This is a genomic window from Shewanella pealeana ATCC 700345 (genome assembly GCF_000018285.1).
In the GTDB taxonomy this organism is placed as follows: domain Bacteria; phylum Pseudomonadota; class Gammaproteobacteria; order Enterobacterales; family Shewanellaceae; genus Shewanella; species Shewanella pealeana.
The window spans coordinates 2,412,838-2,426,242 of sequence record NC_009901.1; the positions used below are offsets into that span (position 1 = coordinate 2,412,838).

General features: G+C 43.0%; 14 protein-coding genes. 2 read left to right on the forward strand and 12 right to left on the reverse strand.

Annotated features, from left to right (window positions below; all coding sequences use genetic code 11):
• Window positions 1-14: 14 nt before the first annotated feature.
• The 10 genes from can to SPEA_RS10470 form a co-directional block, all read right to left on the reverse strand.
• Window positions 15-629, reverse strand: coding sequence for a carbonate dehydratase (can, locus tag SPEA_RS10425; RefSeq protein ID WP_012155224.1), 615 nt, complete (start codon window positions 627-629; stop codon window positions 15-17).
• 244 nt (window positions 630-873) lie between these two features.
• Window positions 874-1,728 carry an alpha/beta fold hydrolase gene (locus tag SPEA_RS10430; RefSeq protein WP_012155225.1) on the reverse strand — a complete coding sequence of 285 codons (855 nt, stop codon included), beginning with the start codon at window positions 1,726-1,728 and terminating at the stop codon, window positions 874-876.
• Between the two features lie 48 nt (window positions 1,729-1,776).
• Window positions 1,777-2,457 (reverse strand): M15 family metallopeptidase, encoded by a 681-nt coding sequence (locus tag SPEA_RS10435; RefSeq protein WP_041410919.1) that lies wholly within the window; start codon window positions 2,455-2,457, stop codon window positions 1,777-1,779.
• Window positions 2,448-3,593: a succinyl-diaminopimelate desuccinylase gene (gene dapE / locus SPEA_RS10440; protein ID WP_012155227.1), complete on the reverse strand. Its 1,146-nt coding sequence runs from the start codon at window positions 3,591-3,593 to the stop codon at window positions 2,448-2,450. Before dapE ends, SPEA_RS10435 begins: the two co-directional genes overlap by 10 nt.
• On the reverse strand, window positions 3,590-3,934 hold the full coding sequence (locus SPEA_RS10445; protein WP_041411447.1) for an ArsC family reductase: 345 nt from the start codon (window positions 3,932-3,934) through the stop codon (window positions 3,590-3,592). The genes dapE and SPEA_RS10445 overlap by 4 nt, the downstream gene beginning before the upstream one ends.
• A 170-nt stretch (window positions 3,935-4,104) precedes the next feature.
• Window positions 4,105-4,614 carry a PTS glucose transporter subunit IIA gene (gene crr, locus SPEA_RS10450; RefSeq protein WP_012155229.1) on the reverse strand — a complete coding sequence of 170 codons (510 nt, stop codon included), beginning with the start codon at window positions 4,612-4,614 and terminating at the stop codon, window positions 4,105-4,107.
• A 64-nt stretch (window positions 4,615-4,678) separates the two neighbouring features.
• The gene (gene ptsP, locus SPEA_RS10455; protein ID WP_012155230.1) at window positions 4,679-6,382 is read right to left on the reverse strand and encodes a phosphoenolpyruvate--protein phosphotransferase; all 1,704 of its coding nucleotides are present in this window, start codon (window positions 6,380-6,382) and stop codon (window positions 4,679-4,681) included.
• Between the two features lie 10 nt (window positions 6,383-6,392).
• Window positions 6,393-6,650, reverse strand: a complete 258-nt coding sequence (locus SPEA_RS10460; protein ID WP_041411448.1) for an HPr family phosphocarrier protein — start codon at window positions 6,648-6,650, stop codon at window positions 6,393-6,395.
• A gap of 79 nt (window positions 6,651-6,729) precedes the next feature.
• Entirely contained in the window at window positions 6,730-7,116 is a 387-nt protein-coding gene (locus tag SPEA_RS10465; RefSeq protein ID WP_012155232.1) for an ACT domain-containing protein, read from the reverse strand.
• A 101-nt stretch (window positions 7,117-7,217) separates the two neighbouring features.
• Window positions 7,218-8,858, reverse strand: a complete 1,641-nt coding sequence (locus tag SPEA_RS10470; RefSeq protein ID WP_012155233.1) for a methyl-accepting chemotaxis protein — start codon at window positions 8,856-8,858, stop codon at window positions 7,218-7,220.
• A gap of 364 nt (window positions 8,859-9,222) precedes the next feature.
• On the opposite strand from SPEA_RS10470, the gene SPEA_RS10475 reads away from it, so the two are divergent.
• Window positions 9,223-9,927, forward strand: a complete 705-nt coding sequence (locus SPEA_RS10475; RefSeq protein ID WP_012155234.1) for a DUF3334 family protein — start codon at window positions 9,223-9,225, stop codon at window positions 9,925-9,927.
• Between the two features lie 147 nt (window positions 9,928-10,074).
• On the opposite strand, the gene SPEA_RS10480 is transcribed toward SPEA_RS10475, so the two are convergent.
• Window positions 10,075-10,722, reverse strand: a complete 648-nt coding sequence (locus SPEA_RS10480) for a 3'-5' exonuclease (RefSeq protein ID WP_012155235.1) — start codon at window positions 10,720-10,722, stop codon at window positions 10,075-10,077.
• Between the two features lie 187 nt (window positions 10,723-10,909).
• Here SPEA_RS10480 and SPEA_RS10485 point away from each other — a divergent pair, with 187 nt between their 5' ends.
• On the forward strand, window positions 10,910-12,055 hold the full coding sequence (locus SPEA_RS10485; protein WP_012155236.1) for a ribosomal protein uL16 3-hydroxylase: 1,146 nt from the start codon (window positions 10,910-10,912) through the stop codon (window positions 12,053-12,055).
• A 173-nt stretch (window positions 12,056-12,228) separates the two neighbouring features.
• Here SPEA_RS10485 and SPEA_RS10490 read toward each other — a convergent pair whose 3' ends face one another.
• Window positions 12,229-13,182 (reverse strand): transporter, encoded by a 954-nt coding sequence (locus SPEA_RS10490; protein WP_223296585.1) that lies wholly within the window; start codon window positions 13,180-13,182, stop codon window positions 12,229-12,231.
• Window positions 13,183-13,405: the final 223 nt, after the last annotated feature.

Genomic DNA, 13,405 nt, shown 5'->3' on the forward strand with positions numbered 1-13,405 from the left:
GAGTTAATAGCGTCTTAGCTATTTTCTTTTTCCGTATCTTTGTTTACGGTAACATCTAAATCGGAGAGTAAACCGTTCTCTACGCTATAAATCCAACCATGAATGGCAACATCTTGACCACGAGCCCAAGCCTCTTGAACTATGGTGGTATCGGTGACATTTGCTACTTGTTCCATGACATTTAATTCGCATAAACGGTCGAAACGCTCAGACTCATCCATATTGTCAAGATCGGCTCTATGTAAGCGATAAATGTCACGAATATGACCGAGCCAGTTATCGATAAGGCCAAGTCGCTCTTTCCCCATCGAGGCTTTAATTCCACCACAGCCGTAGTGCCCAACAACCATGATGTGCTTAACTTTTAGCACCTCAACGGCATACTGGAGAACAGATAAACAGTTTAAATCGGTATGGATAACCATATTGGCAATGTTTCGATGAACAAATACTTCGCCTGGCATCAAATCAATGATTTGATTAGAAGGGACTCGACTATCAGAGCAACCTATCCAGAGGTATTCAGGACTCTGTTGCTTAGCGAGCTGTTCGAAGAATTGAGGATCTTCTTCTAAGATCCGGCCTGCCCAACGGCGATTATTTTCAAAAAGCGGTTTTAGTAGTTTCATTCTGCTCTTATATTCGGTCAGTTAAGAAAATCTCAATACAGGCTAAGTTTATCACTGAAACTTAGCTCTGCTGGTCTATTCAGTACTATAGAGAAGTAATCTTAAATGTTTGTTAAAAGTGTTGCCGCCAAGTTGTCTGTGTTACGAGTCAACTCTGCAGTAATCTTTGTGCTTAGGCTGACTAAGAAATGTCGAAATGAGACTAAGCACAGAGTGGGAGCGAACTTTGCTCATTTTTAAATAATTAATGATGTGCAGCTAAAAATTGACCTAGTTGTTGATTGACGAACTCAGCTTGTTCTAATGTCGATATGTGTCCACATTCTGGAATATGCACATATTGACTCGCATCAATAGCGTCGTGCATTAGATATCCTTCGAGTACGGTACGCGCTTTGTCTTCAACCCCAGTCATGATTAAGCAGGGAAGAGTAAGTAAATGGACATCATCCATGGTATCTCGACGACCAAAAATCATTCTGCCCATTTGATAAAGGGTGTCGACGTTGCTGCTATCAAAATGATTGAGCTTTTTCTTGAATAGCTCAACTAGGTTTGGATTAGGCTGAGTTGCAAAAAAGAGTGGCGTGATGGTATCGATGATTTTAGCTGAGACGCTTTGCTCTGCCTTTATCACATCCAGCATGGCATAATATTTATCACGGGTGATCTCAGGCTCATAACCGATAAAGCTTCCCAGCATGACGAGGCTTTGCACTCGTTCTGGTGCCTTAAGAGCAAGCTCTGCGCCCCACATAGCGCCGACTGATAGACCAATTACTGAGAATTTCTCTATGTTCAGTGCATCCATAAGCTCAAGCATATTATTGGCGATATCACGTAGGTTACGGCAGCTAGCGGGTAATGAGCCGGAAAAACCGTGGCCCCAAAGTTCTGGAACAATACAGCGGTAACTTTGGCTTAAGTGTTCGATCTGAGGCGCCCATATCTCACTATCCCAGAGGTAACTATGACCCATTAATAAGACTGGACCTTGTCCAATGTCTAGGTAACTGAGTGTGCTGCCTTCAATGATTAGCTCTTTTCTATTCGATGCAAGAGTTGCTGCAAAATTCGTTGTTATTTCGGTTATGTTCACAGTGTTATCTCTAAATATTTGTGAAGAAATTTGGTAGTAGAGTGGCCGTTATGGCGCAGGTATGGGAGCGACTCGGAAAACATATTCGTTAACGAGGGCGTCGATTCGCTTTAGTATTGCGTCTTTATGTAAAATCGATGAGTTCTTTATAACTGCTTTAATCGACTCGGTATCGTAATGATTTATATAGTCGTTAGAAATTGGAAAGTAACTCAAATGCCAAGGTTCTGGACTCACGCCACTCAAGGCCTCTTGATAGGGTCGATAAAACCCATATTGCTGAGCATAGGAGTCTAACCACTGACTTAATTGGAAACAAGGGCCATTGGCTTGATATTCTTGGGAGATGAGGCGTAAATCATGACGGCTTATCTCATTTGCATCAAAAACATCGATATCTGTTCCCCAGTGGTGGCGAGACATGCCGGGTATAGCAGACCAGATAAGTATTAAATCAATCAAACTACTTGAAGACAGTGATTCTATGGAAACAGGTTGAGATTCTTTGTTTAACAGAACCCTTTTACCACTGGCCTTAGCGTTCCAGATAGACTGCTGCTTATCGAAGTCTCGATAAGCAGAGCAGATCTGAATATTGATACCATCATCCGCTGCAGCTTGCTGCATTTTCAAAAATGCAGCGGCAGTGTTGGACTCTACAAAATGACCTAGACACTCGACTAAGCCTCGATGTTTGAGTCCATATAGATGGCTATGGGTTACTTGCAAAGTAAATTTTCCAAAATGGCTTCATAACAGTCGGTGAGTAGCTCAAGATCGGAGACCTTAACGCATTCGTTAACTTTATGAATCGTAGCATTCACCGGACCGACCTCGATGACTTGGGCCCCAGTTGGTGCGATAAATCGACCATCAGAGGTGCCACCCGATGTCTGTGGATCGGTATCTGTACCTGTTACCTTCTTGATGGCAGCTTTTGTGGCTTCCAATAATGGACCTTCTCCGGTTAAGAAAGGTAATCCGTTATAAACCCAGCTAATATCGTAGTCTAAGCCGTGCGCATCGAGAATGTTTAAAACGCGCTCTATCAAGATCTCAGCCGTGACTTCGGTAGAGTAACGGAAATTGAACATCACTTCTAACGCACCAGGGATCACATTCGAGGCACCCGTACCGCCATTGATATTGGCTATTTGAAAACTGGTTGGCGGGAAGAATTCATTACCGTTATCCCATTTCATGCGAGCTAACTCGTCTAATGCAGGAGCAGCCTTATGAATGGGATTATCAGCTAGGTGAGGGTAGGCAACATGACCTTGGATCCCTTTAACCGTTAAGTTACCGGTGAGGCTGCCTCGGCGGCCATTTTTTACAATATCACCCAGTTTATGGGTCGACGAAGGCTCGCCAACTAATGACCAAGTGATCTTTTCATTACGCGCTTCGAGGGTATCGATAACGCGTGTGGTGCCATTAATGAAAGGCCCTTCTTCATCACTGGTAATAAGAAAGGCGATAGAACCTTGGTGGTCTGGATGTTTGTTAACGAAGCGCTCAGTTGCAACAAGCATTGCAGCTAAGGAGCCTTTCATATCGGCAGCGCCGCGACCATGAAGGTAATCATCAATCACCACAGGCTCAAATGGCGGAGTGTGCCAGCGGTTGAGATCTCCAACTGGAACGACATCAGTATGCCCTGCAAAACAAAAGACTGGAGACTGAGTGCCCCTTCGAGCCCACATATTGGTGGTATCATCAAATACCATAGATTCGATTTCAAAACCCGCTTGACTCAGTCGCTCAGCCATAAGCGATTGACAGCCTTCATCTAAAGGTGTCACGGAAGGACGAGAAATAAGATCTTTTGCTAGGCTAAGTACCGCAGATTCTTGGAGTTGGCTCATAGATTAAACCACACACGATAGTCAGCTTCTTTGAATCCAACTTGGACCTGACCGTTTGACACCAAAACAGGGCGCTTGATCAAGGTAGGATAAAGCGCCATAAGCGCGATAGCCTTATTCTGGCTGAGGTCGCTTTTTTCAGTATCGGTTAGATTTCTAAAGCTGGTGCTACGTTTATTAAATAATGCTTCCCAACCAACGGCCGCTACCCATTGCTCAATCTGCTCTGTGCTGAGTCCATCTTCACGAAAATCATGAAAAGTGACTTCCAGTTGATTTGCTTCAAGCCATTTACGTGCCTTACGAACAGTATCGCAATTCTTTATTCCAAAGAGTGTCAAAGGGTACTCCAATCTGTTTTTATAAGTTGCACGCATTGTGGCATTGCTTTTAAGTCGGCTCAAGAGCGAACTAACACCACAAGGTGTTTGTTGAATGTTATTCAATAGCTTTTGCAGTCATGGAGCATATTTTCATCAGAACTAGAAATGACTATTATGCAGTTACAAGGCTATAGCATGACAGAGAAGATAACGTCTTTACCAGCTTCTACGTTACCTTGCTTCTTGTCTAATCCTTGTATGTCTTCCATATTGGCGATGAGTACAGGCGTCAATAGGCTATCGGCATGCTCAGTTAAATAATCAAGATCGAATTCCAAAATCGGGTCGCCAACCTTTACTTCTTGGCCCTCTTCGGCAAGGCGTTTAAACCCATTCCCTCTGAGTTCAACAGTGCCAATACCAAAGTGAACAAATATCTCAAGACCTTGATTAGATTCGATACTAAATGCGTGATTGGTCTCAAATATTTTCCCGATTGTGCCATCAATTGGAGCTAGAATGAGTTGACCTTTTGGCGCGATGGCTAAACCGTCACCGACAATTTTCTCGGAAAAAACGGCGTCGGGTACTTTTTCAACGGCAATAATTTTGCCGGAAACGGGGGCATAGACATTCACTACGCCGGCGATATCTGTTTGTCCTGAAATTAGGCGTCTAATGCGGCTTAAAAATCCCATCTATCTTGTGCCTCTTAGGTATGTTGATTTGTATTTGATAAAGGCTATAGCCATTATATCGAGATCAGTTGAGACCATTAATGTAAATATTTAATTCTTCGATTCTTTTTATTTTAATTGCATGTTTCGCAAGTGCTAGACAGGTTTGATAACTTATATCACGGATTGCAGATTTTACCTCTAACAATGAACTTAAATTAACGCTTAGCTCATCGATCCCCATACCTACTAGTAAAGGAGCAACTTTAGGCTCGCTGGCTAATTCTCCGCAGAGTGAAACCTTGACTTGGTGTTGCTGAGCAAGATCTATCGTTGTTTTAATAAGGTGCAATACTGCTGGTGAAAGCGAAGGGTACTCGCTTGTGAGTGAAGGATTTGTCCGATCCGCAGCCATAGTGTACTGGGTGAGATCGTTGGTGCCTATACTGATAAAATCCAGTTGCGGTAGCATGGATTCAAGGTTTAGTACTGCTGCCGGCGTCTCTACGACTATGCCATAGCTTAACTGTCCGAAGCCTTTTTCTTCCTCAATTAGCTGGAGCTTACAGGCCTCAATTAAGTCAAATAATGCTTCTAGCTCTTCGACCTGATTGATCATTGGGAACATCAGTCGGATTGGGCCATGATTTGCTGCCCGTAAAATAGCTTTCACTTGGGTGATAAAAAGTTGAGGATTGGCCAAACTATAGCGAATACCTCTCATGCCTAATGCGGGATTGTCTTCTACCAGTGGCGTTAAGCAAGGTAGCTCTTTATCTGCGCCGACATCTAAGGTTCGTATGGTAAAGGTTTTTCCAGCCATTAAATGCAGCGCATCACAATAGAAGTGATACTGGGTTTTCTCATCAGGAAGGATACTGGTGTTCATTAACATAAATTCAGTACGAAACAGACCAATTCCCTCCGCACCTACATCGGCCAAATGGCTAATTTCATTTAAGCTACCAACGTTTGCCAATAATGAAACCTGATGAGCGTCTAAAGTCTCAGTAGGTAGATCTTTAAGGGTCAATAACTGTTGCTTACGTTCAATATCTTGTTGCTGCAGCCTATATAGTTGAGCTAGATGTTCAGGACTTGGCTTAATGACGAGCTCACCTTCGATAGCGTTAAGAACAACTTGGGTACCATTTTTGATCTGCTCGCCGTCAAATTGGCAACTAAGCAACGCAGGGATCCCTGCACTTCGAGCTAGAATGGCTGTATGACTCGTTATGCCACCAGTATTGAGCACTAAGCCCTTAATATGCTTAAGAGGCAACATGGCAAACTCTGCTGGTGTTAAGTCATGAGCGAAGATAATGGTATCTTGATTTAGCTGGCTTAAGTCCAGATGTTGGGCGCCGTGTAAGCGCGCGATAAGGCGGCTACTCAAGCACAATATATCTTCGGCTCGATTGGCTAAATAGGGATCATCTAACTGCTCTAATTCTGATGCTTGATAAGTAAAGATCCGCTCAATGGCCGCAGCTGCTCTGATCTGTAACTTTGAGATAGCGTCTTTAATTTGGGCTAGCAATTCTTCATCATCGAGAATGAGGATGTCTGCCTCAATGAGTTCAAAATGGCTTGTGCTTGGATCTAATTTTGCGAGGCCTTGAGTTAAATGTTGCTTTTGTTGCTCAAAAGCTGTTTTGAGGCTTTCAATTTCAATGGGGACTTGGGCTAATGGGATAACACGATAATCGATTTTCTGGTGCTGTAAGTTAAGATGTAGGGCTTGTCCGAAAGCTATACCCGATGAAACAACGATTCCCGTAATCGACATAACAAGTCTCCTAACTTAATGTAATGAGTAATTCAGACACTTCTTCAACCGCTTGATCAGCGTGTTCCCCCTCGGCAATGACTCGTACCGATACGCCATAATAAAGTCCTAATGTTTGCAGTTTAAATAGACTCTTTGCGCTGGCCTGCTTGCCGTCGCACTCTACGATGATACTGCATTCGAAAGACTTTGCTTTTTTTACCAAAAGTGCGGCTGGACGGGTGTGGATCCCGTGTTTAGCGGTAATGGTTACTACTTTTTCATACATCATCGCGAGACTCATAGGTGTTAGTTATCAACCAAATGGTATTTTCTACCCAAGAGTAGTTAATCTAAGAACAATGGGACTAATAATCAATGATTTGGTAGTTTTTCTTTTTGAGTGCTTTGGTGGCTTCGGTTAAGGTATCTTTTTTCACCAGAATATAGTCAGTATCAAAGGTAGAAATTGCAAAGATACTGATTTGTTTATCGGCAAGAGTGCCGGAGACATTGGCTAGAATTCCTGTCATTGAAAATCCTAAAGGGCCGAGGACTTCAAGGCAGCGCCAATCTTCCTCTTGTTCAATGCTATCTAAAACGAGCGTGGAGGAGACAACTACCGAGATCTCGTCCTTAGTTTTGCCGATAAAGAACATCTCTTGTTGAAAAATATCTGCAGGGATGATGCTTTCAGATGAAAAGCTATGGATAGTGTACAGCTCGGGGTGAATTGCCAGTGTCATATGAGCCATAAATTCACTCTTAGATAAATTCCATTAGTGAATTTAGCTTACCATAAAAGACCGATAGCGCGAGGGGCAATGTCGCCCTCGAGCTAAAGTCTGACTGGGCGCTAGTTAACTTTAAACTGGCCTAATGTTTGCGAGCAGTCTTTACTGATCGATTGAAGAGAAATCGCTGCACTGTGGTTACTTTCATTAGCTTTTACCGACACTTCTGTTAATTCTGTAATGGTGCAAATGTTGCGATTGATCTCCTCTGTGACAATCGATTGCTCTTCGGTTGCACTGGCGAGTTGGGTATTCATATCACTGATATGAGCAATTAAGTTAAGGATATCGGCCAATGAATCGCTGACATCCTTTGCTTGGGTCTGGACTTGTTGTGATTGATGTTGATTTTGCTCGTTACTGGCCACCACAAGATTTACGCCCGATTGAATATCTTTGATGATATTTTGAATTTCGTTGGTGGAGTCTTGTGTACGTGTCGCTAAGGCACGCACCTCATCGGCTACGACGGCAAAACCGCGGCCATGAGCTCCCGCACGCGCAGCTTCGATAGCGGCATTGAGGGCAAGTAGATTGGTTTGTTCGGCTATTGCGCGGATCACATCAAGGATACTGCCTATCTGTAGCGATGATTGACCAAGGGCATGGGTGAGCTGCTGAGCATGCTGTAGCTCATCTGCAAGATGCTGCACATTGTCGAGTGTCGAGTCCATCATTGACATACTTTGCTGAGCTTGGTGCTTTACGCTATTCGCGGCATCAGCTGCTTGGTTGGTACTGGTGGCCATTTCTTGAGTCGTCGATAGCATCTGGTTAATTGCCGTCGCTACGCTTGACGTTTGTTGGTGTAGATGCTCGACACTACTGTTTGACTCCTCAACTGCAGTGAGTAACCCGATAGCATCTTTATCCAAACTTTGGCCTATTGGTTGTAGCTGGGCGACCATATCCCTAATTTTCAACACAAATAAATTGAAGGCTTGGGCCAATTCTGCTACTTCATCTTTGCCTTTTGTTGGCAGCTTTTGGGTTAAATCACCTTCTCCTTGCGCTATGTCTTTCATCGCCGTAATCGCTTCTTTTAGCGGGGCGGTTATGGAAATGTTAAGCACTAGGAAAAAAAGAAAGATGGGAATTGAGATCATCAACATGATTGCGAGGTAATCGAAAGCCATCGAATACATCACATCACTCACATCGCTCATATAGCTGCCAGTAATAATAGTCCAGTCCCAGGGGGCGTATTGTCTGGCTTCAACGAGCTTGGGCTCCAACTGACCGCTACTCGGATTGGGGAAGTTAATTTGCGACTTGGCAACAGGTTGATGGGCAGCTGCGCTAACTAAAGTCTCGAGGTTGACGGGGTCTTGAGAACTAAAGAGTGTGGTGGCATTTTGGTTAATGGCACTAGCGTCGGCGCCGTGGGCGATAATATTGCGCTGTTCATCTAATATGATGAAATAGCCATCGTTGCCAAAATGTATTTGATTAATTAGATAAGCTGCAGCTTGTTTGGCGTTAACGAGAGTGAGGTTGAGATCTTCAACTTGTTTGTTATGAGCTTCGATAATGCTGACGGCCGTGTTGATTTGGGCATCGTTTTGAAGCCATTTTTGAGCGATAAGGTTGTTGTACTGTTCATTGATCGAAAAACTGGCAAAGCAAACGGTACCGATAGCGGCTAGCATTAGCATTAAAATTAGACGTTGTAGAATTGTAAACTGTCTTAAGAGGGCGATCATATTCTGTGTTGCTCTGTTTACGATAACATTGTTTAAACTTAACCTTAATGATGAGGATGGGAAATAGTAAGTTTATGTTTATTTTAAAAATGTTAACTGTATCTGTCGTTTTGCGTCGGCATTGCAGATTAGTGTTTGAGCCCACTTACCACCTGGGATGATAAGACTTGAAATATCTATCTTGTAACAGCTTAAAGTTAAGTCTTTTGTGCTGCATTAGCGGTTTAATACTATTATCTAGCCCAAAAAGTGGGCCAAGGTAAAGTGTAGATGCATCAAATTCGTGAATTTGTTTACTTGTTTTACTTTGTTTTGTTAATTGGGTGGGGCAATATGTCCCGACTACTTTTTAAAGGTTAAACTTATGCAATCAACAGTATCTGTAACCACTGACGATATTTTATTAAAGCTGTGTCACTCAGTATCTCATGTGCTATTTAGCACAACTCATAGCCAGGTAAGCCACGCTGGTATGGTGCAATCTATCACACGTACCTGCTTGAAACCTGATTTGGGGTGTTTCTCAATTTTTGATGGTGGGTTTTCTGGTCTAGTAGTGATCAATTTCTCGGCCCCAGCAGCAATAGAGATCTACCGGGAATACATGCTTAATATGGGGATGCCGGAATCTGAGCTTGCGTTTTCACATACTTCAGATGAAGTGGGTAATGTGATGGGCGAGCTGATGAATCAGATCTTAGGTGATTTCATCAATAAAATTAGTAAAGAATTACAGACCACTATCAGTCAAAGCCAGCCTAAAATGCTGACCATTAATAAAGAACTGACTATTTCAATTGATACTAATCTAAATGAAGCCGTTGCAAGGCGAGTGTCGTTTAAGACTAAAAATAACCATGTTTTTTACCTTGAGTTTGCAATGGACAAGACTGAGTTTATCAAGCTAAGTGAATTTGAAGTCGATGGGGATTTTGACTTAGATGAACTACTTGCTGAGCACGGTCAGTTGTTAACTACGCCTAAGCGTGCCCAACCAACCAAGGTTCAAGAACATCACCATGTAAAAAACAGCGATGCCGATGATCTACTCGATGAATTAGGACTATAGAGCGGCGGGATCACAGCTATTGATGTTTGTATAAGCCACTAGCCGATATTTTATTCATTTGGAGCTAGCAAAGCCTGTATGTTAAAGAAACTACTGCCTGATTTTTACATGTCCTGTATAACAAGCGTTATACAGGACACACATCGTTCAGCCTTGGCGTTGTAGATATTGATTAATATTGGCTTTAGTTTGTTTAGCAATACTTTGTAGTAGACCAAAGTCTGGGCTGTGTAATTGATAGTCTTGCTGTAGATCTTCAAGCATGGCTAGCCAGAGGCTAGCAGTCATTTCACTATCCGCTAGGGCGCGGTGAAACACGCCGTCATGTTGGATATTCTTATAGCTCACTAAGCTGCCGAGTTTATGGTTTGGAGCTGCTTGATAAAGCCTGCGTGCAATAAGCATGGAACAGGCAAATTGGCCAAGGTAGTGACAGTTTATGCGCTTAAGTTCAGCATCCAAAAAACGTTGATCGAAAGAGGCATTGTGGGCGACCAAGTTATAATCACCGATAAAATCAGCAAATTGTGCCATGACCTCCTCACACGAGGGGGCATCGGCTAACATAGCATTACTGATCCCGGTATAGCTTTCGATAAAACCACTGATCCGAAAGCCTGGATTCATTAATTGCTGAAACCGATCGACGACTTTGCCATCTTTTAGCATTACGGCACCGATTTCAATCGCTCGATCGCCCTGAGTTGGAGATAAACCTGTGGTTTCGAAGTCGAGTACGATAACCGTGTCGGCTGGGCGGCATAAGATTGGATTGCTATAGCTCAATTTAATCATTCATCTGTATTGTTTCTTGGTATTGTATTCATCCCATCATTTCAGTCAATCTGCTTTGTATCTTAATATGCAGCCTATATCTTACTTAATTCATAGCTGCACAGAATAAGCATGTTTCATGATCTCACCGTGATTTTTTTCAGCGAATATTTGTTAAGATCTGCGCAAATTTACGTGAGTTAATAACATGCAATTAGATATCAATGGTTTAACACCAGAGCAGTTTCTCAAAGAATACTGGCAAAAAAAACCACTAGTGATCCGTCAAGGATTTAAAAACTTTCAAGATCTGCTCTCACCTGACGAGATGGCAGGGCTGGCTTGTGATGAAATGGTGGAGTCTCGTCGAGTTTATCGAGAGAAGGGAGACTGGCAGGCGGAGTTTGGGCCATTTGAATCTTATGAGCATTTAGGCGAGAAGGATTGGACCTTAATCGTACAGGCATTAAATAATTGGGTTCCTGCAGCTGAAGACTTACTTAAATGCTTTGATTTTATACCTCGCTGGCGTTTAGATGACGTGATGGTTAGCTACGCGGTTCCCGGTGGTGGAGTTGGGCCGCATATTGACCTTTATGACGTGTTTATCTGTCAAGGTTCAGGGCGTCGCCGATGGCGTGTAGGCGACTTAGGTCCTCATAAAGAGTTTGCTGCGCATCCAGCACTGCTGCATACCGAAGCATTTGACCCGATCATAGATGTTGAACTCTTGCCTGGTGATATTCTCTATCTACCGCCAGGGTATCCTCATGATGGCGTGACACTTGAGCCGTCAATGAGCTTTTCTGTTGGTTACCGAACAGCTTCGGCGAAGGATATGGTGAGTGCTTTGGCCGATCACCTAATCGATAACGAACAAGGTACTAAGCAGATCACGGATCCCGATCGTGGCTTGAGCCAACATTCTGGTTTAATCGATGAACAAGATCTAGGACGTATCAAGCAGCAACTCATCGAAACGCTAGATGATACACTGATCAGTGAATTCAGTGGTCGCTATCTGACTCAATCTAAGTGCGAATTAGACCTACCTGAAGAGCAATTAGGCTTCCAATTAGACGATATAAAGGCAATCATCTCAGAGCAGCCGTTAATTCGTTTGGGCGGGCTACGTTGTCTTTATTTCGCGACCAGTCTTGAGTCTGGTGTCATGTACATTAATGGCGAGCAAGTGGAACTAGGAGAAGGCAGTTCAGAGGTGATTGAAGCGCTCTGTAATCAACAGCAGCTAACCCTCGAAGACATGTCTACTTGGTTAGAAAATGAAGCTGTGATGACTCAATTGACCGACTGGGTTAATGCGGGTTATTGGTACTTCGATGATGTAGAGTAAATTACTTCAAAAGTAATAGAAGACTGACCATAGGTTTTGCTAGTTAGTTACTATTATAATTGAAGATTAAAGCTCAATAGTCTTAAAGCTATTGAGCTTTTTTATTGTGTTTTTATTACGCGTGTATCTGAGAGGCTGGTTAATTAAGAAGGTTATTTTTATACTAATGGCCATTAAAAGCGGTATTGCCACAAGGCTCCTAGCGTATCAAAATCATTGCCAACTTGGGTCACGACTCCGGTGTTGGCGTAAAGCTTAACACTGTGCTGGGCATTGACAGGAAAAGAGTAAGTGATGCCGAACCGAGAATTGCGCTGCTTATCTAGCGAGTTTATTTTGTCTTTACTGGTTTCACCGCCAAAAAATAGATTGCCATTTAATGAAATCCAGTGGCCTCGGCTAATGTTATAGATAAGGTGACCTTGCAGTGTAAACTGAGGTTTTTGTTCTAATTTGGTGTCATTAAAAAAATCATCGTTATCGCCATATAGTCTTACCGAAGCAATAACATCGTAATACCAGCGTCCAAGCTTATGTGACATACCTATACCTGGTCGGAAAACCCAACGATTACTGCCAGCATTGAGTAATTTATCTCCATCATAACTGCCCATGGGCACGCTAACTTGCATGCTAGCACCCACGACAACACCCTGTTGCCATTGGGAGAAATCCTTTGCTTGTAATGCAGGCGCACCGAAGAAATTCCAAGTGACTCTTATCGATGGATCGCCATATCCGCAGCGATCGGCATTGAGTTGTTGACCATTGAATTCAGCGCTACCTTGATAACAGACCCGAGTAGTCGATAGGTCAACTTTTGAAGAGCTGCCAGAGAGGTCAAAAGTATGGGCGTAGCCGATAACTGCGGCATTAATGCTTAGGTTGGCATTTTTAATTGGCGCACTAGGGGCAGGGGATAGATTGCCTTCAGAATGAACGACTCCGGCTGCCAAAAAATGCATTCCTATTGGGATGTTAGTATAGCTACGTGGCTCAAGATCTTGAGCTGCACAAGGGCTGCAAACTAGCAAGAGGGTAAACAGCGGGCGCGTCTTCACCATACAGATGATATCTGGTCTGATTAACTGTCTATCCGTTATTGCGAAACCTCTAATGCTAATCAATCTTAATCCCTTAAAAACGGCAATAAAGCTTGGGTTTACTCAAATTATTTTTAGCTTTCTCAGATGACATTGAACTGCTGCATATGATTTAACACTAAGTTAACGACTTTACAGTGTTTTTCAAGCTGGTTTTACAGGTATTGCCAAATTTTATTGGGTCATTAAAGTGCGAGTTTGTTAATCTTAGTATATTGGTAAGTTCATACTCAGGATAAAGTAAACA